The organism is Amycolatopsis sp. NPDC057786, from assembly GCF_042797905.1.
Classification (GTDB): domain Bacteria; phylum Actinomycetota; class Actinomycetes; order Mycobacteriales; family Pseudonocardiaceae; genus Amycolatopsis.
Genome location: NZ_JBHVKW010000001.1, coordinates 219,751 through 240,327, shown reverse-complemented (window position 1 = coordinate 240,327; position 20,577 = coordinate 219,751). Strand labels below are relative to the sequence as shown.

21 protein-coding genes are annotated in these 20,577 nt (G+C 69.5%); 16 read left to right on the top strand and 5 right to left on the bottom strand.

Going from position 1 to position 20,577, the window contains the following annotated elements; genetic code table 11:
* Nucleotides 1-6: 6 nt before the first annotated feature.
* From proC to ACFVM3_RS01160, 5 genes are all read left to right on the top strand, one after another.
* Nucleotides 7-822, top strand: a complete 816-nt coding sequence (proC, locus tag ACFVM3_RS01180; protein WP_378434429.1) for a pyrroline-5-carboxylate reductase — start codon at nt 7-9, stop codon at nt 820-822.
* A 193-nt stretch (nt 823-1,015) separates the two neighbouring features.
* Nucleotides 1,016-1,231 carry a helix-turn-helix domain-containing protein gene (locus ACFVM3_RS01175; protein WP_016330918.1) on the top strand — a complete coding sequence of 72 codons (216 nt, stop codon included), beginning with the start codon at nt 1,016-1,018 and terminating at the stop codon, nt 1,229-1,231.
* Between the two features lie 145 nt (nt 1,232-1,376).
* Nucleotides 1,377-1,478, top strand: coding sequence for a 30S ribosomal protein bS22 (locus ACFVM3_RS01170; protein WP_007030867.1), 102 nt, complete (start codon nt 1,377-1,379; stop codon nt 1,476-1,478).
* 284 nt (nt 1,479-1,762) lie between these two features.
* The gene (locus ACFVM3_RS01165) at nt 1,763-2,812 is read left to right on the top strand and encodes an NAD-dependent epimerase/dehydratase family protein (protein WP_378434427.1); all 1,050 of its coding nucleotides are present in this window, start codon (nt 1,763-1,765) and stop codon (nt 2,810-2,812) included.
* Entirely contained in the window at nt 2,809-3,912 is a 1,104-nt protein-coding gene (locus tag ACFVM3_RS01160) for a lysophospholipid acyltransferase family protein (RefSeq protein ID WP_378434425.1), read from the top strand. The genes ACFVM3_RS01165 and ACFVM3_RS01160 overlap by 4 nt, the downstream gene beginning before the upstream one ends.
* A gap of 227 nt (nt 3,913-4,139) precedes the next feature.
* Here the strand turns inward: ACFVM3_RS01160 and ACFVM3_RS01155 are convergent, their stop codons facing one another.
* The 3 genes from ACFVM3_RS01155 to ACFVM3_RS01145 form a co-directional block, all read right to left on the bottom strand.
* Nucleotides 4,140-5,042 (bottom strand): HAD family hydrolase, encoded by a 903-nt coding sequence (locus ACFVM3_RS01155; RefSeq protein ID WP_378434423.1) that lies wholly within the window; start codon nt 5,040-5,042, stop codon nt 4,140-4,142.
* 95 nt (nt 5,043-5,137) lie between these two features.
* Entirely contained in the window at nt 5,138-6,226 is a 1,089-nt protein-coding gene (locus ACFVM3_RS01150; RefSeq protein ID WP_378434421.1) for a DUF5667 domain-containing protein, read from the bottom strand.
* A 109-nt stretch (nt 6,227-6,335) separates the two neighbouring features.
* The gene (locus tag ACFVM3_RS01145) at nt 6,336-7,034 is read right to left on the bottom strand and encodes a sigma-70 family RNA polymerase sigma factor (RefSeq protein WP_378434419.1); all 699 of its coding nucleotides are present in this window, start codon (nt 7,032-7,034) and stop codon (nt 6,336-6,338) included.
* Nucleotides 7,035-7,326: 292 nt separating this feature from the next.
* On the opposite strand from ACFVM3_RS01145, the gene ACFVM3_RS01140 reads away from it, so the two are divergent.
* The 7 genes from ACFVM3_RS01140 to ACFVM3_RS01110 all read left to right on the top strand — a co-directional run bounded on the left by ACFVM3_RS01140 (nt 7,327) and on the right by ACFVM3_RS01110 (nt 15,680).
* Nucleotides 7,327-8,811: an AMP-binding protein gene (locus ACFVM3_RS01140; protein ID WP_378434417.1), complete on the top strand. Its 1,485-nt coding sequence runs from the start codon at nt 7,327-7,329 to the stop codon at nt 8,809-8,811.
* An 11-nt stretch (nt 8,812-8,822) separates the two neighbouring features.
* Complete coding sequence (locus ACFVM3_RS01135) at nt 8,823-9,059, top strand: glutaredoxin family protein (protein WP_378434415.1); 237 nt, start codon at nt 8,823-8,825, stop codon at nt 9,057-9,059.
* A 57-nt stretch (nt 9,060-9,116) separates the two neighbouring features.
* Nucleotides 9,117-10,649 carry a molybdopterin-dependent oxidoreductase gene (locus ACFVM3_RS01130; RefSeq protein WP_378434413.1) on the top strand — a complete coding sequence of 511 codons (1,533 nt, stop codon included), beginning with the start codon at nt 9,117-9,119 and terminating at the stop codon, nt 10,647-10,649.
* Nucleotides 10,650-10,827: 178 nt separating this feature from the next.
* Nucleotides 10,828-11,655, top strand: coding sequence for a redox-sensing transcriptional repressor Rex (locus ACFVM3_RS01125; protein ID WP_371878877.1), 828 nt, complete (start codon nt 10,828-10,830; stop codon nt 11,653-11,655).
* A 1-nt stretch (nt 11,656) separates the two neighbouring features.
* Nucleotides 11,657-13,054, top strand: a complete 1,398-nt coding sequence (locus ACFVM3_RS01120; protein ID WP_378434411.1) for a glutamyl-tRNA reductase — start codon at nt 11,657-11,659, stop codon at nt 13,052-13,054.
* An 85-nt stretch (nt 13,055-13,139) separates the two neighbouring features.
* Nucleotides 13,140-14,087 carry a hydroxymethylbilane synthase gene (hemC, locus tag ACFVM3_RS01115; RefSeq protein WP_378434409.1) on the top strand — a complete coding sequence of 316 codons (948 nt, stop codon included), beginning with the start codon at nt 13,140-13,142 and terminating at the stop codon, nt 14,085-14,087.
* A gap of 60 nt (nt 14,088-14,147) precedes the next feature.
* Nucleotides 14,148-15,680, top strand: coding sequence for a uroporphyrinogen-III synthase (locus ACFVM3_RS01110; protein ID WP_378434407.1), 1,533 nt, complete (start codon nt 14,148-14,150; stop codon nt 15,678-15,680).
* Between the two features lie 390 nt (nt 15,681-16,070).
* Here the strand turns inward: ACFVM3_RS01110 and ACFVM3_RS01105 are convergent, their stop codons facing one another.
* Entirely contained in the window at nt 16,071-17,357 is a 1,287-nt protein-coding gene (locus ACFVM3_RS01105) for an Nramp family divalent metal transporter (protein WP_378434405.1), read from the bottom strand.
* Nucleotides 17,358-17,497: 140 nt separating this feature from the next.
* Here ACFVM3_RS01105 and hemB point away from each other — a divergent pair, with 140 nt between their 5' ends.
* The 4 genes from hemB to ACFVM3_RS01085 all read left to right on the top strand — a co-directional run bounded on the left by hemB (nt 17,498) and on the right by ACFVM3_RS01085 (nt 19,977).
* Entirely contained in the window at nt 17,498-18,469 is a 972-nt protein-coding gene (gene hemB / locus ACFVM3_RS01100) for a porphobilinogen synthase (RefSeq protein WP_378434403.1), read from the top strand.
* A 143-nt stretch (nt 18,470-18,612) separates the two neighbouring features.
* Complete coding sequence (locus tag ACFVM3_RS01095; protein WP_378434401.1) at nt 18,613-19,164, top strand: hypothetical protein; 552 nt, start codon at nt 18,613-18,615, stop codon at nt 19,162-19,164.
* Nucleotides 19,161-19,613 carry a hypothetical protein gene (locus tag ACFVM3_RS01090; RefSeq protein WP_378434399.1) on the top strand — a complete coding sequence of 151 codons (453 nt, stop codon included), beginning with the start codon at nt 19,161-19,163 and terminating at the stop codon, nt 19,611-19,613. Before ACFVM3_RS01095 ends, ACFVM3_RS01090 begins: the two co-directional genes overlap by 4 nt.
* On the top strand, nt 19,591-19,977 hold the full coding sequence (locus tag ACFVM3_RS01085; protein WP_378434397.1) for a hypothetical protein: 387 nt from the start codon (nt 19,591-19,593) through the stop codon (nt 19,975-19,977). Before ACFVM3_RS01090 ends, ACFVM3_RS01085 begins: the two co-directional genes overlap by 23 nt.
* Here the strand turns inward: ACFVM3_RS01085 and ACFVM3_RS01080 are convergent.
* Entirely contained in the window at nt 19,970-20,461 is a 492-nt protein-coding gene (locus ACFVM3_RS01080) for a TspO/MBR family protein (protein WP_378434395.1), read from the bottom strand. The genes ACFVM3_RS01085 and ACFVM3_RS01080 overlap by 8 nt on opposite strands.
* Between the last annotated feature and the right edge of the window lie 116 nt (nt 20,462-20,577).

The window sequence follows — 20,577 nt, the reverse complement described above, 5'->3', positions numbered from 1 at the left end:
AACGACATGAGTGTGATCGCGGTTCTGGGTGCCGGGAAGATCGGGGAGGCCCTGCTCTCGGGCCTGCTGCACGGCGGGCACAGCCCGGACGACCTGCTGTTCACCGAGCGGTACCCGGCGCGCGCGGCCGAGCTGACCGAGCGCTACGGGGTGCACGGGGTCACCGTCGCCGAAGCGGCGCGCCGGGCCGACGTGCTGGTCGTCGCGGTCAAACCGCAGGACATCGAACCGGTGCTGGACGAGCTCGCGCCGCTGCTCGGCGCGGAGTCGCTGGTGGTCTCGCTGTGTGCGGGCCTCCCGACCGCCCTGTACGAGCGCAGGCTGGCCGACGGCGTCCCCGTGGTGCGAGTCATGCCGAACACCCCGATGCTCGTGGGAGAGGCGATGAGCGCGGTCTCGGCGGGCGCGCACGCGAACGCCGAGCACATCGCGGTGGTGAAGGACCTGCTGTCGCACGTCGGGCAGGTCGTCGAGGTGCCCGAGTCGCAGCAGGACGCCGTCACGGCGCTGTCCGGTTCCGGGCCCGCGTACTTCTTCTACCTGGTCGAGGCCATGATCGACGCCGGCATCCTGCTCGGCCTGCCCCGCGCGCTCGCCGGGCAGCTGATCATCCAGTCGGCGGTCGGGGCGGCGAAGATGCTCGCCGAGTCCGACGAACACCCGGTGCTGCTGCGCGAAGCCGTCACTTCGCCCGCCGGGACGACCATCAACGCCATCCGCGAGCTGGAGAAGCACGGCGTCCGCGCGGCGCTGCTGGCCGCCATCGAGGCCGCGAAGGACCGCTCGACCGAGCTGGGCGCCGCCCACGAACCCCGCAGTTAGTCCTCTGGATGCGGTAGTTCTTCGTCTGACTACCGCGTCCAGAGGACCAAATGCGTAGTCGTACGGGCCCATCTCGGTGACTCGCGTCGCTTTAGCCACACGTGTCCCGCTACTCTCAGGAGAGCACGTGCGTGTCGATACCACAGGTGGGGAAGCCTCGTGGCGCGACACGTGTCGAAGGACACGGTGAATCATGCCGCCGAACAAGAAAGACGATCTGCCCTCCGTGGGCCAGGTCCAGTTTCTGACGGTCGCCGAGGTGGCCACGCTGATGCGGGTCTCCAAGATGACCGTCTACCGCCTCGTTCACTCGGGCGAGTTGCCCGCGGTGCGCGTCGGGAAGTCGTTCAGAGTGCCCGAAAAGGCCGTCCACGAATATCTGCAGGGCGCGTACTTCGACGTGGGCTGAGGCCCGCTTCGCGGGGTACGACGTGCCCGCCCGAGGGCGTCTTCCGGGGCGCGAGTACCCTGGAAGACCGCTCGTGCCTGTGCGCTCCACCCGTTGGACGCTGCGCCGGGCAGCGTGACCGACGACGAAGGAAGGAGCGCTCACGATGGGCTCTGTGATCAAGAAGCGCCGTAAGCGCATGTCGAAGAAGAAGCACCGCAAGTTGCTGCGCCGGACGCGCGTTCAGCGTAGGAAGGCCGGCAAGTAAGACACAGCCGGTGAGTGGCCCGTCCAGTTTCTGGACGGGCCATTCCCATTCGGTGGGCGTTTTCCGCCCATTCGAGTGAGACGTGCATCCCCTCTGCGAGCGGCTGGTTAATAGCATGTAAGCGCTGCCTCGACTACCCCTAATGAGCGGTAACATCTCAAGGGCAGCCGCGCGATGCTTCCCATGAGTGCAGGTACGCGCACACTCGGTGGATCGACCAGTGCTCAAGGTCATCAGGACCCCGTGATCGAGTCCGAGAACCGCCCAAAGCCGCAGGGAGTCCTATGCCGTCGAACATCGTGCTCGTCACCGGGGTCGGGGGAGACCTTGGCGGGAAGCTGCTCGCCAGACTCGGCAACAATCCGGAGTTCGAGCGGGTGATCGGCGTCGACACCACGCCGCCGCGGAAGTCGGTCCTGCAGCGGATGGGGCACGCCGAATACGTCCGTGCCGACATCCGCAACCCGCTGATCGCCAAGGTGATCAGCACGGCAAAGGTCGACACCGTGGTGCACGCGTCGTGCACCGCGCATCCGGCGGGCCCCGCTCGCCGGACGGCGATCAAAGAGGTCAACGTCATCGGCACGATGCGGCTGCTGGCCGCCTGCCAGCGCTCGCCGCTCGTGCGCAAGCTCGTGGTGAAGTCGACGGCCGCCGTCTACGGCGCCGGCGCGCGCTCGCAGGCCGTCTTCACCGAGGAATCCGAACTCGTCCCCACCTCGACCAGCGGTTACGCGAAGGACGCCGTCGAGATGGAGGGATACGTCCGCGGGCTCCTGCGCCGCCGTCCCGACATCACGACGACACTGTTCCGGTTCGCCAACATCATCAGCCCCGAGATCGACACCGTGCTCTCGCGCTACTTCGCGCTGCCGTTCGTCCCGACCGTCTTCGGTTACGACGCGCGCCTCCAGCTGCTCCACGCTTCGGACGCGCTGTCGGTGTTCGAGCAGGCGACCCTCAACGACAAGCCGGGCGTGTTCAACGTCGGTTCGGACGGGGTGCTCACGCTCTCGCAGGCGATCCGGCGAGCAGGCCGGGTCGAGCTGCCGATGCCCAGCGGTGTCGTGCCGTCGGTCGGCAAGGTGCTCCGCGGAGCCCGCGTGGTCGACTTCTCCGCCGACCAGGTGCGGCTGCTGAACTTCGGCCGCGTCGTGGACATCACGAAGCTCAAGAAGGATTTCGGCTACACCCCGCGCTGGACGACGCGGGAAGCGTTCGACGACTACATCTCCGGCCGCGGGCTCCGTCCCGTGGTGGACGGCGGCAAGCTGGCCGGATTCGCGAGCAAGGTGCTCGTGGCCGCGGCGACCGGACAGGCGGCGCGCCGGTGAGCAGGCCACACGAGAACGACCCCGAAAACTCTCACGAAGGCGAGGCGGAAAACGTGAGCGGCGCTGAAGCGCAGGTCATCCCGTTGCACGGCCCCGGCAGAGAGAAGCCGGACCCGGCCGTCCAAGCGGAACGGGATCTTCGCGAGTCGGAAGAAGCTCAAGAACATCTGGAGCGGGAGCGCCGGGCGGACGCGCCCGTCGTCGAGTTCCCCGTGGCGGCGCGCGTCGCGCCCGCCAGGACCGGTCCGGCCGACGCGGATCTCCTCCCGGCCTCGCTCAGGACGGCGCTGGGCTTCCTGCGTGACCGGTTGACCGGTGACTACACCGTCGACGAGTTCGGCTTCGACGCCGAGCTCACCGAGACCCTGCTGCTGCCGCCGCTGCGCGCGCTGTACGAGAAGTGGTTCCGCGTCGACACCTTCGGCGTCGAGAACCTGCCCGCCGACGGCGGCGCGCTGCTGGTGTCGAACCACTCCGGCACGTTGCCGCTCGACGCGCTGATGACCGCGGTCGCCGTGCACGACCACGTCCCCGGCGGCAGGCATCTGCGCGGCCTCGGCGCGGATCTGGTGTTCCAGCTGCCGCTGGTCGGCTCCTTCGCCCGCAAGTCCGGGCAGACACTCGCCTGCACCGCCGACGCGGAACGCTTGCTGCGCAAGGGAGAACTCGTCGGCGTCTGGCCGGAGGGGTTCAAGGGGATCGGGAAACCGTTCTCGTCGCGGTACAAACTGCAGCGGTTCGGCCGCGGTGGTTTCGTTTCGGCCGCGCTGCGGACCGGCGTGCCGATCATCCCCGTGTCGGTCATCGGCGCGGAGGAGATCTACCCGAAGATCGGCGACATCAAGCTCCTCGCGCGCGTGCTCGGCCTGCCGTACTTCCCGGTGACGCCGTTCTTCCCGCTGCTCGGCCCGCTCGGCGCGATCCCGCTGCCGACGAAGTGGAGCATCGAGTTCGGCGAGCCCATCCGCACGGACACCTACGACGCGGACGCCGTCGACGACCCGATGCTGGTCTTCACGCTGACCGACCAGGTGCGGGAGTCGATCCAGCAGTCGCTGTACAAACGCCTTTCGCGGCGGAAGAGCGTCTTCAAGGGCTAGAACCGCGTCACTCGCGTGATCAGACCCGTAACTCGCGTGCTTGGGGCCGTAACTCACGAGTTACGGCCCCAATCACGCGAATGACGGCTTCAGACACGCGAGTTTCGGCCTTGAGCACGCGAGTGCCGGGTCGGCGCTTCGCGTTGGGCAAGGTGGCGGGTTGCGAAAGCCCACTTTCGCAACGTCGTCGAAGGCACGGACCGCATCCAGAGGACTAAACGCATGGCTTAGCGCTTCCGGTAGGCCATGCCCGCCGCGACGGCACCGGCCACGGCACCGACGCCGAGCACCGAGGGCACGCCGATCTTCGCGGCCTTGCGCCCGGTCCGGAAGTCACGGATCTCCCAGCCGCGCGCCCGTGCGACGTCGCGAAGGCCGCCATCCGGGTTCACCGCGACCGCGGTCCCGACGACGGACAGCATCGGGACGTCGTTCTGCGAGTCCGAGTACGCCGTGCAGCGCTTGAGATTCAGCCCTTCGCGTGACGCCAGTGCTCGGACGGCGTGGGCTTTCGCCCGGCCGTGGAGCAGGTCGCCGACGAGACGGCCGGTGTAGACGCCGTCCTTGGTCTCCGCGACGGTGCCCAGCGCGCCGGTGAGGCCGAGACGCCGCGAGATGATGGCCGCGAGCTCGATCGGGGTCGCGGTGACGAGCCAGACGCGCTGTCCGGCGTCGAGGTGCATCTGCGCGAGGGCCCTGGTGCCGGACCAGATCTTGTCCGCCATCAGCTCGTCGTAGATCTCTTCGCTGATGTCGGTCAGTTCCTGCACGGTGCGGCCGGCCACAAAGGACAGTGCGCGCTCGCGGTGGGTTTTGATGTCCTCTTTGTTCTCCCGGCCGCCGAGCCGGAATTTCACCTGCTGCCAGACGAATCCGGCCAGATCGGCGGAGGTGAAGAACTTGCGCGCGGCCAGGCCGCGGGCGAAGTAGAAGATCGACGCGCCCATCATCATGGTGTTGTCGACGTCGAAGAACGCGGCCGCCGTCAGGTCCGGCGGTGCGGGCGGCGCGGGCGGTTCGAGCGCTTCGGCGGTCGCGGTCGCCATGGCGGCCTCGGCCGACGCCTCGCCCGCCAGCTCGGCCAGTCGTTCGAGCTCTTGACTCTTATCCTTGCCCCGCCAAACTGACACGCACACCGCCTCCGGAATCCCAGGTGCCTGTGCACAGCGTAGCGAGCGGCCGACCACGCTGTCCCAGGTGTGGTGCCTCCCTCATCGACGGTGAGTCAGCCGATGGTTATCGGCGGTAACCCCGGAATGAGCGGCGGAATCGAAATCAGCGGCGGCTTCGGCGTGGTGGTGCTCGTCGGCAGTGGCGGCAGGTTCGTGGGGCCGGGGACCGGGACCACGGGCGGCGGCGTGCCCCCGGTCGGCGGCGCGATCGGCCCGGTCGGGGCCGCGGTGTCCACGGCGGACGACGGCGGCACCGAGGTCGGCGCCGGTGACCCGGTCGGTGCCGATGACGGCGGCGGGGGAGAAGACGCGGGCGGCAGGACCGCGTGGGGGGAGTCGGGGTCGCGGACGCAGTCGCCGACGGCCGGGACCGCGCCGAGTTCGTCGGAAGAGCCCGTGGTGATCGTGTAGCAGACCAGGCGCGACCCGAGATCCGTCGTGCGCTCCTGGACCTTGTCGAGCAGGACACGGGCAGCGGCGAACTTGTCGCGCGCTTCGGCGGGGGCTTGGTCCACCTGGAGACCGAGCCGGTCGGACTGCTGCCGCGCCCAGGTGCGGAGTTCGGCGAGCCGGGTCTGGCCACCCTGATCGGTGACGAGCGCGGTCAGCCGCGAGACACCGGCGCGCAGGTCCGTCTCGAAATCGGTGAGGCCGGTGAAATAGGCGTCGGTGGGCGCGCCCTGCCGCGTCAGTTCGCCGAGCTCGCCGACACGGTTCGCGGCGAACTCCAGATGCTTCTTCGCCTTCTCCTGCTCGTCGAAGGTGAGCCCGAGCGCGGCCGATTCACCCGCTCGTTTGATGCCGTACAGCGGATCGCCCGGCAACGCGTCCTTGGACAGCAGCAGGGTGACGCCGCCCAGTGCCAGCACGAGCGCGACGGCGGCCGCGGCGAGGTTGGCGACGACGTGACCACGACGCTTCGGCGCGGCTTCGGCCTCGGCGAGCCGTCCGGCGATCTCGTCACGGATCCGTTGCCGTGTCTCCGCGTCGGGGGCGCCGCCGGCGCCCAGCTCACGCAATCCGCCGACCAGGGCGAGTTCGCGCGCGAACTCGTCGTCCTCCGGGTACGCGGTGCCGTCGACAAGGTCGGCGAAGCGGTCACCGTCCGCCCGCTCCCGCGCGAACCATCCCGGCACGCCCACGGCGAAGTCTCCATCTGCTCAGCCCGGTCCTGACACCGGTCTGGCTGAGAAAACGAGCGGGGACGCCCAAGGGTTACGGCAAGGCCCGGTGAGGGACAAATATGGAACCCTAACGCAGTCCTGTGGGCAGAAGTTGTGCCAAACGGCGTACCGCGCGGTGCTGAAGGGCCTTGATGGCACCCTCGTTGCGCTTCATGATCGCCGCGGTCTCGGCGACCGAAAGCCCCTGCATGAACCGCAGCACGATGCATTCGCGCTGATCCTCGCCGAGTTCGGCGACGCACCGCAGGAGTTCGGCGCGGGTGGCGCGGCTGATGGCCTGCTGTTCGGGCCCCGCGACCGCCTGCACGCCGACGTTCCCGATCGGCGCCCCGTTGGGCTCGGCGACCTCGTCGGTGACCACCTCGAGGCGGAACCGGCTCGACTTCACGTGGTCGAGGATGATGTTGCGCGCGATGGTGACGAACCAGGCGCCGACGTCACGCCCCTGGTAGCTCACCGAGGTGATGCGGCGCAGCGCGCGGAGGAACGTCTCGCTGGTGACGTCCTCGGCGAGATCCCGGTCGCCGAGGCGGAACAGCACGTAGCGGTAGACGACGTCGACGTAGCGGTCATAGAGCCGCCCGAACGCGGAGGTGTCGCCGCCTTGCGCGGCGCTGACCAGATCCCAGGCCTCGGCCTTGGCGGCTTCGGCCGCGGCGTCGCTCTCTTCCGCCTTCGCACGGGGCGACGGCGCAGCGGGGAAACCGCTCCGGCGAAGGATGTGGCCCGCCACCATGGAGACGGGATTCGGCGCGGGAAGAGTCACGGTCCACCTCCCGTTCCGGACAGGGAGTACCGGCCCGCATGTCCCACCGCCGCGTGGGCCTGCAAGATCTGCACGTCCGGACTCCCTTTCTCACCATCGAGTGATCAACACCACTCGACGACGCCCAGCAGCATACGTGTAGTTACCGCGAAGTAGGTAGCGGTGCCGGGGTTACGGAACTGCGACGAAAGCGAGTGACACCCATGACGGTGGCCGAGATGACAAACTGACAACGCCGTTCACCGAGGGAAGAGGTTCGCAGTTGAGCGCGGAGCAGGTTGCCGAAGGAAGCGTGCCCACTTTGCTCGCCGAGGCCGCCCGTCAGTGGCCGGGCAAAGCGGCCGTCCAGGAGACCGGCGGCGGGGTCGCGCTGAGCTGGGCGGAACTCGACAACGCCGCCCACGCGCTGGCCCGCGCCCTGCTCGACGCGGGAATCGAGCGCGGCGACCGGGTGGCGTTGCGGCTGCCGACGTCGGCCGCGTTCGCCGTCTCGCTGTTCGGGGTGCTCCGGGCGGGCGCGGTGGCCGTCCCGATCTCGCCGCAGGGGCCGGTGGCGGAGCTGAACGGGTTGCTGGAGCACAGCGGCGCACGGCTCGTCCTCGAACGCGAAGTCACCGAGGAGCTCCCCGATGGAGTGACAAGCCTCTCACCGCCTGTTACCTCGGATGGAGCAGCCGAACCGGTCGACGAGTCCGGCGCCGGTGAGGACATAGCGGTCATCTCGTACACCTCCGGCACGACCGGCCCGCCGCGCGGCGTGATGCTGTCGCACCGGGCGCTGCTGGCGAACCTCGACCAGCTGAGCCGGATCGTCCCCACGCCGCTCGTGCACGGCGACCGCGTGCTCATCACCATCCCGTTGTTCCACGTCTACGGCCTCGGCCCCGGCCTGCTGCAGACCACGGCGGTCGGCGCGACGGCGATCCTGTCCGAACGGTTCCTCGCCGAGCGCACGCTGGCCGACTGCGCCGAATATCGGGTGACGTCGATCGCCGGCGTGCCCGCGATGTACGCCGAATTCGCCGCGATGGACCCCGAGGAGCTCGGGCGGGGCCTGTCCACCGTCCGGCGGATGACGTCGGGCGCGGCGCCGCTGCACCCCAAGATCCTCACCGCGCTCCGCGGCGCCACCGGCCTCGACGTCTACGAGGGCTACGGCCTCACCGAATGCGCGCCCGTGGTCACCACGACGCTGGTCACCGGCTACCCGAAGCCGGGTTCGGTCGGGCGGCCGCTGCCCGGCGTCGAGCTCCGGCTGGTCGACAGCGACGGCGACGCGGAGCCCGTCCCGCTGGACCCGGACGACCTCGGCGACGCCTTCGACGAGGACGGCGGCACCGGTCTGGTGTCGATCCGCGGCGCGAACCTGTTCTCCGGTTACTGGCCCGACGGCTCGCACGGTCCCGACGAGGACGGCTGGTTCCGCACCGGCGACGTCGGCTACCTCGACACCGACGGTGACCTGCACCTGGTGGACCGGGCCAACGACCTGATCATCGTCAACGGTTTCAACGTCTTCCCGCACGAGGTCGAGAACGTGATCTCGATGCTGGACGAGGTCGTCGAGGCGGGCGTCGTCGGTGTGGTCGACGAGCGGACCGGCGAAGCGGTGAAGGCCGTCGTCGTCCCCGCGCCCGGTGCTTCGCTTTCGGAGCAGCAGGTGGTCGAGCACTGCGCGGAGCACCTGGCCGGGTACAAGGTGCCGCACACCGTCGAGTTCGCCGAGTCCTTGCCGCATTCGGCCACCGGGAAGCTGCGCAGGATGCGCCTCAGGTAAGGATGGGACGCATGGCGCACCACGTGACCGTCATGACCCGCACGGGTTGCCACCTGTGCGAGGTCGCGGAACAGGAGATCGAGCGGATCTGCGGCGAACTGGGCGTCGCGTGGTCGGCGGAGGACGTCGACAGCGACCCCGAATGGCGGGCCGAATACGGCGACCGCGTGCCGGTGATCCTGATCGACGACGTCGAGCACGGCTACTGGCGCGTCGAAGAGGACAGGCTCCGGAAGGCGCTGGCGTAACAGTCTCGTAAGGGCGATCGGCCGTCCTCGGGGCGTATCCGTGGCGAAGATGGAGTCGTGGACGAACGCAGGCTCACCTTTTCCCAAGCCGCGCTGACCGGCCTCCTGTCGCTGGTGGCCGCCCTCGGCGTGGGACACCTCGTCGCGGGCTTCGTCGGGTACACGGCCTCGCCGTTCGTCGCCGTCGCGAATTTCGTCATCGACCACAGCCCGCACGCGGTGGTCGCCTGGGCCGAGCAGACCCTGGAGACCTGGGACAAGTTCGTCCTCAAGATCGGTCTCGCCGTGGTGCTGGTGCTGTTCGCGCTGCTCGCCGGGCAGCTCTCGCGCCGCAACCCGCTGCCGGGCCAGGTGATCGTCGGCGTCCTCGGCGCGGCGGGTGTCGCCGCCGTCTTCGTGCGCACCGACCTCGGGCAGATCGCACTGCTGGCGCCGGTGATCGCCACCGTCGTCGCGCTCGTCGTGTTCACCCGGCTGCACACGTTCTTCCGCCCGAAGGTCTTCTTCGACGACCGTGAAGGGGAGGGGCCCGACCGGCGGAAGGTGCTGATCACCGGGGCCTCCGTCGCGGCCGGGGCCGGCGTCGCCGCGCTGACCGGTCAGATCGTCGGGACCAGGAAGAACGCCGAGGAATCGCGGGCCGCCGTCGGCAGGCTCGTCGCGGCGAGGACCGCGCCGCCGATCCCGCCCGACGCGGACTTCGCGAAGCTCGGCACGCCGCCGTACATCACCCCTCCGAAGGATTTCTATCGGATCGACACGGCGCTGGTGGTCCCGCAGGTCCGCACCGAGGACTGGAGCCTGCAGATCCGCGGAATGGTCGATCGCGAAGTCACCTATAGGTATGAAGATCTGCGCTCGCGGCCGCTGATCGAACGCGACGTCACCCTGTGCTGCGTCTCCAACGAGGTCGGCGGCCCGTACATCTCCAACGCCCGCTGGATCGGCATCGACCTGCGTGACCTGCTGAACGAAGCGGGCGTGAAACCCGGTGCCCAGCAGATGTTCGCGACCAGTGTCGACGGCTGGACCTGCGGCACCCCGGTCGAAGCCGCCCTGGACCCGGCACGCGGCGCGATGCTCGCCCTGGGCATGGACGGCGAACCGCTCCCGATCGAGCACGGTTTCCCGGCGCGGATCGTGATCCCCGGCCTCTACGGCTACGTGTCCGCCACGAAATGGGTGACCGAGCTGGAGATCACCACGTGGGCGGAGCGCCAGGCGTACTGGCTCGGCCGCGGCTGGGCCAGGGAGGCGCCGGTGAAGACGCAGTCGCGCATCGACGCGCCCGGCTCGGCGGTGAACGCGGGAAAGGTCGTGGTGTCCGGGGTCGCGTGGGCGCAGCACACCGGTGTCGCGAAGGTCGAGGTCCGGGTCGATCAAGGGCCGTGGCAGGAAGCCGTCCTGTCGGCCGAGACGTCGAAGGACACCTGGCGGATGTGGTGGACCGAGGTCCAGATCGGCCCTGGTCAGCACGAGATCGCCGTCCGGGCGACGGACCGGTCGGGCTACACGCAGACCCCGGAGCGCGCCGGAACGGTCCCGGACGGCGCGACGGGCTGGCACACGGTGTCGGTCAACGCCCGCTAGAGAGACTGACCACAGCACCTACCAGTGACTTTGTGCCTGCGTTCACAAGTGGCTACCGTAGATACGTCGCCTCCGAAAGCGCCCGGCATCGAACCGGACTCAGCGCCGCGGGTCAAGAGCCGATTTCCAGGTTCGGGCGATTCATGTCGTCAGCAGGGACCAGAGGGAGCGGACAAGCGTGGTGTCGCAACGAGGCCGGCGCACCCGGGTGACACCGGACGCCGACAACGCGCCCACCGCGGAGATGCCCGCCGTCGAGGCCACCGCCGAACCGGAAGCGGTCCGCGCGAAGTCGATCCCCGAAGCCGCCGTCGCCCGCCTCGCCGTCTACCTCCGTGTCCTCTCCGGGCTGGCCGAGCAGGGCGCGACGACGATCTCCAGCGAGGAGCTCTCGCAGGCCGCCGGCGTCAACTCCGCGAAACTGCGCAAGGACCTGTCCTACCTCGGCTCCTACGGCACCCGCGGCGTCGGCTACGACGTCCAGGTACTGGTCAGCCAGATCGAGCGGATCCTCGGCCTGACCCGCAAGCACAAGGTCGCCGTGGTCGGCATCGGTAACCTCGGCCACGCGCTGGCCAACTACGGCGGGTTCCCCGGCCGGGGGTTCCCGGTCGAGGCGCTGTTCGACCTCGACCCCGACCTGGTCGGCGTCCCGGTCGGCGGGCTCCCGGTCTCGCATCTCGACGAGATCCCCAAAGTCTGCGCCGAACGGCAGATCTCCATCGGCGTCATCGCCACTCCGCCCACCGCCGCGCAGTCGGTCTGCGACCGGCTCGTCGCAGGTGGCGTGCAGTGCATCCTGAACTTCGCCCCGGTGGTGCTGCAGGTTCCGGCACATATCGAGGTGCGCAAGGTCGATCTCGCGGTCGAACTGCAGATCCTGTCGTTCCACGTCGCTCGCCGCGCCGATCTGGCCGCTAACGGCAACGGCGGAGGAGACGGTGGCCCAGGGGGCGCCGACAATGGCAGCGTGAACGGCCACGGCAACGGAATGGTGGTGCGCTGAAATGAGCGTGTTGGCGGTCGGGCTCTCGCACCGCAGTGCCGAGCTGAGCACCTTGGAACGCGTCGCCGTCCCCGCGACCGACGTGACCAAGGTCCTTCACGAATTGCAGCAGGCCGAGCACGTCAGCGAAGCGATCCTCGTCTCGACCTGCAACCGCATCGAGGTCTACGCCGTCGTCGAGACCTTCCACGGCGGCCTGAACGACGTCTCCGACGTGCTCGCCCGCCAGGCCGGGATGCGGCCCGCGGACCTGTACGACTCGCTGTACGTGCACTACGCGGGCGCCGCGATCGAGCACCTGTTCTCGGTCACCTCGGGGCTGGACTCGATGGTCGTCGGCGAGACGCAGATCCTCGGCCAGATCCGGTCCTCGTACGCCACCGCGCGTGAGGCGGGCACGGTCGGCCGCACGCTGCACGAGCTGATCCAGACCACGCTGCGCGTCGGCAAACGCGTCCACACCGAGACCGGCCTCGACCAGCTGGGCGCGTCGGTGGTCTCCGAGGCGCTGGCCGCCGCGGGCGATATCGCGGGCAAGCACGCGCTGATCGTCGGCGCCGGTTCGATGGGCGCGCTGACCGCGTCCCACCTGCGCAAATCCGGGATCGGCGAGATCACCATCGCCAACCGCACCGAGGCGAGGGCCGCCCGTCTCGCCGCCGCGAGCGTCGAGCAGGGCGTGCCAGCCAAGGCCGTCCAGATGAGCGGTATCGCGGACGCGGTCGCCGAGGCGGACGTCGTCGTCTGCTGCACCGGCGCGCAGGCCGCCGTCTTCACCGCCGAGCACGTCCCGGCCCGCGCCGGACGCCCGCTGGTCGTCTGCGACCTCGGCCTCCCGCGCGACGTCGACCACGACGTCGCCGAGCTGGCCGACGTCACCGTGGTCGATCTCGAGACCATCCAGCGCCGCATGCGGGAAGCGGGCACCCCGACCACCGAACGGCAGACCGCGAAGGCCACCGGCATCGTGCTCGACGAGGTGCGCGAGTACCTCGCCGGGCAGCGCAGCGCCGAGGTCACCCCGACGGTGACGGCGCTGCGGCGCCGGGCGGCCGAGGTGGTCGACGCCGAACTGCTGCGGCTGGACAACCGCCTGCCGGACCTCGAACCCGGGGTCCGCGAGGAGGTCGGCCGCACGGTCCGCCGCGTGGTCGACAAGCTGCTCCACGCGCCGACGGTGCGGGTCAAGCAGCTGGCCGCCGAGACGGCCGACACCGATTACGCCAACGCGCTGCGCGAGCTGTTCTGCCTCGACCCGCAGGCGCCTGCCGCGGTGGCCAGTCCCACCGCGCCGAAGGGTGCCAGTGGTGAGCGCGGCCCGATCCCGCCCTCGGGAAACGAGCCGTCGCGCGCGTTCCGGCCGGAGGCCCCGGTATCGCGACGGCAGGGCGCCGAGTAATGACACGCGAGTTTCAAGATCAGGAGCGCCCTGGCGGCGCGATCGCGGCCGCGCGCTGCGCCGCGAAAAAGGACAGTGATCATCAGTGAGCAGAGTCATCCGTATCGGGACGCGCGGCAGCAAACTCGCCCTCGCGCAGACCGGCACCATCGCCGACGCCCTGCGCGCCACCGGCGCCGAGGTCGAGCTCGTCACCGTGACGACGCCCGGCGACAAATCGTCCGCGCCGATCCCGACGATCGGGGTCGGCGTCTTCACTTCCGCGCTGCGCGAAGCCTTGCTGCGCGAGGAAGTCGACGTCATCGTGCACTCGTACAAGGACCTGCCGACGAAGCCGGAGCCGGGCATCACGCTCGCCGCCGTGCCGCGCCGCGAGGACCCGCGCGACGCGCTGATCGCCCGTGACGGGCTGACGCTGGGCGAGCTTCCGCCCGGCTCGACCGTCGGCACCGGCTCGCCGCGGCGGACCGCGCAGCTGCGCGCGCTCGGTCTCGGTTTGGAAATCGTGCCGATCCGAGGCAATATCGACACCCGCATGCGCAAGGTGAGCGACGGAGAGCTCGACGCCGTCATCCTGGCGCGTGCCGGACTGGCCAGGATCGGCCGGGCGGAGGAGATCACCGAGACCCTCGACCCGATCCAGATGCTGCCCGCGCCCGCACAGGGCGCGCTGGCGGTGGAGTGCCGGACCGGTGACGTGGACATCGAGCACCTGCTCGGGTCCACAGTGGACGATGAAGGCACCCGTGCCGTGGCGACCGCCGAACGGGCGTTGCTCGCGGCGCTGGAAGCCGGGTGCAGCGCACCGGTCGGAGCGCTGGCGGAGATCGTCGAAGACCTGGACGCCGAAGGGCGGGTCGTCGAGCGGATCTCGTTGCGGGGCACCGCCGCCGTCGAAGGGGACGGGGACGTGGTCGACATGGTGCGCGCTTCCGCGCTCGCCGACAAGCACGAAGCCGATCAGCTCGGCCGGACACTGGCCGCCGAGCTGCTCGACCTGGGGGCCGGCGCGCTGTCCGGCCCCGCCCAGTGAGTCAGAACGTTGAAGGTAGGGCCGCGCTCGACTGCGGCCGCTCAAGAGGAGAACGCACAGATGACCCCCGCGCGTAAGACCACCGGGCGTGTCGCCTTCGTGGGCTCGGGCCCCGGTGACGCCGGTCTGCTGACCGTCCGCGCTCAGGAGCTGCTCGCCAAGGCCGAGGTCGTGGTGACCGACCCGGACGTCCCGGCAGGCGTCCTGGCCTTCGCCGCCGAAGGTGCCGAAGTGCGCCCCGCCGTCGGCGAGGCCACCGAGGTCGCCAAGGACCTGGTGAACGAGGCCAAGGCCGGACGGCTGGTGCTCCGGCTGATCGCCGGTGACCCGCTGACCCAGCCCGCCGTCGTCGCCGAGGTGCAGGCCGTTTCCCGGACCAGCGCCGTGTTCGACATCATCCCGGGCGTCTCGCCCGGCGCGGCCGTGCCGGCGTACGCCGGTGTCGCGCTCGGTGGCACGCACACCGAGGTCGACGTCCGCGGCGACGTCGATTGGGCCGCGCTGGCCGCGACCCCCGGCCCGATCGTGCTGCACGCGACGTCGGCGCACCTGGCCGAGGCCGCGTCCGCGCTGACCGAGCACGGGCTGGCGCCGACCACCCCGGTCGCGGTGACGTCCAACGGCACCATCAACACCCAGCGCACCCTGGACACCACGCTGGCCACCGTCGCGAACGAGGCGGGCGAGCTCGTCGGCCCGCTCATCGTGACCATCGGCCAGGCCGTCGGCCAGCGCTCGAAGCTGTCGTGGTGGGAGTCGCGCGCGCTGTACGGCTGGAAGGTCCTGGTGCCGCGCACCAAGGAGCAGGCCGGTGAGATGGCGGAGCGGCTTCGCGGCCACGGCGCCACCTCGCACGAGGTCCCGACCATCTCGGTCGAGCCGCCGCGCAGCCCCGCCCAGATGGAGCGTTCGGTCAAGGGTCTCGTCGACGGCCGCTACCAGTGGATCGTCTTCACCTCGACCAACGCCGTCCGCGCGGTGTGGGAGAAGTTCGAGGAGTTCGGGCTCGACGCCCGCGCCTTCTCGGGCGTGAAGATCGCCTGTGTCGGCGAATCGACCGCCGCGAAGGTGCGCTCCTTCGGCATCATTCCCGAGCTGATCCCGGAGGGTGAGCAGTCCTCGGAGGGCCTCCTCGCCGAGTTCCCGCCGTACGACGACGTCCTCGACCCGGTCGACCGCGTGCTGCTGCCGCGGGCGGACATCGCCACCGAGACCCTTTCGGCCGGTCTGCGCGAACGCGGCTGGGAGATCGACGACGTGACCGCGTACCGCACGGTGCGCGCCGCGCCGCCGCCCGCCGAGACCCGCGAGATGATCAAGACCGGCGGTTTCGACGCGGTCTGCTTCACCTCGTCCTCGACCGTGCGGAACCTCGTCGGCATCGCCGGCAAGCCGCACACCCGCACGCTGGTCGCGTGCATCGGCCCGAAGACCGCGGAGACCGCCGTGGAGTTCGGGCTGCGGGTCGACGTCCAGCCCGAGAAGGCAGACGTCCCGCACCTGGTCGACGCGCTCGCCGAGCACGCCGCCCGGCTCCGTGCCGAGGGTGCGCTCCCGCCGCCTCGCAAGGCGAAGCGGGCCCGTCGCTCCTGACGGTCTAGTACGTGAAGGCCCCCTTCACTGCGTCTAGCGCAGTGAAGGGGGCCTTCGTTGCGTGGCCGACGTTGCGAAAGCGGCCGGGTTCCACCGCGAGTCGTCCGCCTGATCACGCGTGTCGTCCGTCCAATCACGCGAAATCGCCACCGTGCACCCGCTGTAGGTACTCAAGACGCGAGCCCCGCCACCCTTGGCGCCAGACGCAGTGATGGGGCCGTCAAGTACGTGTGCTGCTTAGTGAAAGTTCGCCATGTGCGTAGCGGCCGGTCATAGCTCGGGATTCCGACAAGCACCGGGGAGTGATCATGAAATCTCTCGTTCTGGCCGTTGCCGCCGCGGGTGCTGTAGCCCTGGTTTCCAGGACTCACGGACTTCGGTGATCGCCACTCACGAGAAGAACTTCACGACCTCCGTGTACGCCAGGTACGCGAACATCGCCAGGCACACGCCCAGCAGCCCGTTCGACAGCCACCGCGAACGCCCTTCCCGAGGCACCCGAGAGGTGTTCAGCAGCACCAGCAGGGTCGCCGCCAGGAACGGCATGAACAACGCGCCGAGCACGCCGTAGATCACGGTGAGCTGGAAGGGCTGGTCCAGGAACAACAACGCCATCGGCGGGAAGGTCAGCCACAGCACGTATCCCCGGTACGCGGGGCTGCGCTCACCGGCCTTCTTTTCATACGTCTCAACGCTTTCCGTCGCGTCCTTGGGCAGCCGCAGAATCCGCCACCAGTCCGCGAAGAGCAGGCTCACGCCGTGCCAGACGCCGATCACCGACGTGAACGAAACGGCGAAGAAGCCGATGAGGAACGGGATCCGTGCCCAGTGCCCGTAGTCCTCGGCGAGGGTGTCGCCGAGGAAGAGCAGGCCCTTGTCGCCCGAGATGATCTTCTGGCCCATCAGCAGTTCCGCGCCGACGATCAGCATGGCGATCACGAAGATCCCGGTCATGATGTAGCCGACGGCGTTGTCGGTGCGCATCATCGGGAGCCACTTCGACGAACGCCAGCCCTTCGCGAGCGTCCAGTAGCCGTACGCCGCCATGGTGATCGTGCCGCCGACGCCGCCGACCAGGCCGAGGACGTAGACGAGCGAGCCGTCGGGCAGGCTCGGGACGGCGCCCTTGAACAGTTCGGCGAAGTTCGGCACGACGAGGATCGCGGTCCCGACCACGGTCACGAACATGACACCGACGAGAACGGTCATCAGTTTCTCGATGATCGCGTAGCGCCCGAACCACACCAGCGCGAAGCCGAGCAGGCCGCAGATAATCGCCCAGTACCGCACCGAAAGCGCGGGGAAGAGCGCGTTCAGCGGCAGACCCGACGCGGACATCGCGGTCGCGCCGTAGACGAAGCCCCAGATCACCGCGTAGATCCCGAAGTAGATCAGCGCCCAGATCCCGAGCGTCCGCCAGCCGGACAGGATCGTCCGGCCCGAGTTCAGATGCCAGCGGCCGACGGCTTCGGCCAGCGCGAGTTTGAAGATCGTGCCGACGAGCACCGCCCACAGCAGCGTGTACCCGAAGCGCGATCCGGCCACCATCGTCGCGACGAGGTCGCCCGCGCCGACCCCGGTCGCCGCGGCCATGATCCCTGGCCCGACCTGGCGCAGCCTTGCGCGCCAGCCGACGGGCGGTTCTTCCAGTTGGTCGGTCACCGTTGAGCTCGACATGAAGGGGAAGGTAACCCACGTCACACCGCGTAGGAATCGGACAAAGTCGACTCTTTACCGTTCCTTAGGAAAGGTTCGGCCACCTGGCCCTCCCCGAGCCGTTCACCGCCCCTCAAGTGAGCGGGAGTACCGTCGTAGGGGTGTTCCCCGAACATCGTCCCCGCAGGCTCCGTACCACTCCGGCGATGCGCAGGCTGGTCGGTGAGACGACGCTGCGCCCACGCCAGCTGATCCTCCCGATGTTCGTGGCCGAGGGCGCCGACGCGCCCCGCCCGATCTCCAGCATGCCCGGCGTCGTCCAGCACACCCGTGACACGCTGCGCAAAGCCGCCGTCGACGCGGTCAACGCCGGTGTCGGCGGCCTGATGCTGTTCGGCATCCCGAAGACGCGCGACGCCGAGGGCTCCGGCGCGATCGACCCGGACGGCATCCTCAACGTCGCCCTGCGCGACCTGAGGTCCGAACTCGGCGACGCGACGGTCCTGATGGCGGACACGTGTCTCGACGAGTTCACCGACCACGGCCACTGCGGCGTCCTCGACGCCGACGGCGGTGTCGACAACGACGCGACCCTGCGTGTGTACGCGGAAATGGGTCTGGCACAGGCGGAAGCGGGGGCGCATCTGCTCGGCCCCAGCGGCATGATGGACGGCCAGGTCGGCGTCATCCGCGCCGCGCTCGACCGCGCCGGGCGTACCGACACCGGCATCCTCGCGTACTCGGCGAAGTTCGCCAGCGCCTTCTACGGCCCCTTCCGCGAGGCCGTCGATTCGCAGCTGAAGGGCGACCGGAAGACGTACCAGCAGGATCCGGGCAACGTGCGCGAGGCGCTGCGCGAGATCGAGCTGGACATCGCCGAGGGCGCCGACATGATCATGGTCAAGCCGGCGCTGTCCTATCTGGACGTCATCCGGGCCGCCGCCGAGGCGTCGACGGTTCCCGTCGCGGCGTACAACATCTCGGGGGAGTACGCGATGGTGGAGGCCGCCGCGGCGAACGGCTGGCTCGACCGCGAACGCACGATCCTCGAGGTACTGACGTCGATCCGCCGCGCGGGCGCGGACATGATCCTGACCTACTGGGCCGCCGAAGCCGCTGCTTGGCTGGACTAGGCGATGTCTCTCGAAGCGCGCTTTCGGATTTCCGTGGCCGGGCCGCGGCCGATTACTCACCCGGCCTTGTCGGCGGCCCGCCTCCGCGAACCCGAGGCCTCCGGTCGAACAGAAACGTTGAGGCACCCTCTAGGCTGCCCAGCGTGAGCGACAGCAGAGCCGACGAAACGGACGACGAGCGCCGCAAGCGGGGGATGTCACCGGATCCGATCCTGCCCGGCCAGAAGCCGCCGAAGATCACGGTGCCGAAACCGGTCGCCATCTCGTTCTGGCTGTGGATCCTCGCCGGTGTCGTCCTGGTGGCCGGGCAGATCGCCCTGCTGGTGCTGAAGGACGAACTGACCGAAGGCATCCTCAAGCAGATCAGGGAGAACCCGGTCCCCGGCCAGCCCGCCGACCCGGTGCAAGTCGCTTCCGGCGTGAACACCCTGCTGTGGATGCTGTTCGGCGGCGCGCTCACCTTCGCGGTCCTGTTCGCGCTGTTCGCGTACAAGGCCCGTGAGGGAACGCGGTCGGCAAGGACGGTCCTCACCGTGGGCGCGGTCTTCCTGGTCCTGGTGGAACTGCTGATCCTGCGCGGTTCGCTCAACGTGTTCCTGCTGGTGTCCACCCTGCTGGTGGCGATCGCGCTGGTGCTCATGTACCTGCCCAGCGTCGCCGACCATTTCCCGAAGGTCGGGCGCACGCTGCCATGACCGCCGAGCCGTCCCTCTACGACGAACCCGGCGTCGGCTGGACGGCTTTGCTGTGGGCGCCGCTGTTCGCCCTCGCCGGGCTGCTCGCGGAGCTGGCGACGGGCGGCCCGGTCCACTGGCTCGCCTGGATCCTGGTCGCGGCAGGGCTGGTGGCGATCACCGTGCCCTGGGTGTACGCGCGCCGCCGGTACCTCTCGCTCGAAGTCACCGCGGACGGCTACCGCCAAGGCCGGGAAACGCTTGAGGCGGCCCGGATCGCCGAGGTGCTCGAAGACGAGGCCCCGGTCGGCTCGCGGGTCCTCGGTGGCGGCTGGACGATCCCCAAGAAGTACGGCGAAGTCGGGTTGAAACTCGACGACGGTGTCTTCGTGCGCGCCTGGGCCAAGGACCCGGACGCGCTCCGCGAGGCTCTCGGGGATTTGGTGCGTGCCCGCACCACAGAGTCATGAGAAACTGCTCACCGTGATCGACCTTCCCCAGCCGACCGGCGCCGATCTCTGGCCACCGGAGGACTCCCGGCGTGACGCCCGGCTGCACAAACCCCTGCGCGCCGTGGTGGGGGCGGTCGAACTGATCCTCGCCGCGCTCGCGGTGTGGGGTTCCTTCGCGTGCTGGAAGGCCGGTGTCGTCCCGGTCGTGATCACCTACGGCGAGACGACGACGCTCGAATCGCAGCGTTACTTCGGTGGCCCGCTCGCCGGTGCCATCGGGCTGGGCGTGCTGGCCGCGATCCTGGTGGTGGACGCGATCCGCCAGTTCCTGCTCGCCGTCCGGGCCAAGGGCCGCAAACCCAAGGAACCGAAGCTCAGTTGAGCCAGACGACCGCGGCGTTGACCGCGGTCGAGAACAGCAGCCACAGCAGATACGGCACGAGCAGCCAGGCCGCGAGTTTCGACCGGCGGCCGAACTCCGCCATCGTGATGGGCACGACGAAGTCGAGCACGACGACGTCGGCCAGCGCGAGGACGTGCGCTCCGCCGGCGAAGAACAGCGGCGTCCACAGCAGAGTCAGCAGCAGGCAGACGCCGTAGAAGGCGAAGCCGCGCGTTTCGCCGTCGGTGCGCCAGTAGAACCAGCCCGCGAAGGCGACCAGGAGCAGCAGGACCGACCACATCGGGCCGTAGAGCCAGCCCGGCGGCGCCCACGACGGACGGACCAGCGCGTTGTGCGTGTCGGTGCGGGTGGCGACCGCCAGCCCGGCCACGATGCCCACGATCGCCGCCATGGCGATGAATCCGGCCAAGGCCTGCCAGCGCAGGCGACGGTGGTGGGTCGGTGGTGACGGCACCGTGGACACGTGGATTCCTCCGCGAGGGTTTCGACGGGAGTGCTCTCACCCTAGTGGGCCTGGTCACGCCGTGCCCGGAACCGCGAGGACTCGGCGGCGGGTGTCATCCGTGATTTGCGAGACTG

Excerpts from the sequence above, each read along its gene's own strand:
- proC (WP_378434429.1), top strand. The coding sequence starts at position 7 with ATGAGTGTGATCGCGGTTCTGGGTGCCGGGAAGATCGGGGAGGCCCTG.
- ACFVM3_RS01170 (WP_007030867.1), top strand. The coding sequence starts at position 1,377 with ATGGGCTCTGTGATCAAGAAGCGCCGTAAGCGCATGTCGAAGAAGAAG.
- ACFVM3_RS01135 (WP_378434415.1), top strand. The coding sequence starts at position 8,823 with ATGGCGCACCACGTGACCGTCATGACCCGCACGGGTTGCCACCTGTGC.
- ACFVM3_RS01175 (WP_016330918.1), top strand. The coding sequence starts at position 1,016 with ATGCCGCCGAACAAGAAAGACGATCTGCCCTCCGTGGGCCAGGTCCAG.
- ACFVM3_RS01105 (WP_378434405.1), bottom strand. The coding sequence starts at position 17,357 with ATGTCGAGCTCAACGGTGACCGACCAACTGGAAGAACCGCCCGTCGGC.
- ACFVM3_RS01110 (WP_378434407.1), top strand. The coding sequence starts at position 14,148 with ATGACCCCCGCGCGTAAGACCACCGGGCGTGTCGCCTTCGTGGGCTCG.
- ACFVM3_RS01090 (WP_378434399.1), top strand. The coding sequence starts at position 19,161 with ATGACCGCCGAGCCGTCCCTCTACGACGAACCCGGCGTCGGCTGGACG.
- ACFVM3_RS01120 (WP_378434411.1), top strand. The coding sequence starts at position 11,657 with ATGAGCGTGTTGGCGGTCGGGCTCTCGCACCGCAGTGCCGAGCTGAGC.
- ACFVM3_RS01165 (WP_378434427.1), top strand. The coding sequence starts at position 1,763 with ATGCCGTCGAACATCGTGCTCGTCACCGGGGTCGGGGGAGACCTTGGC.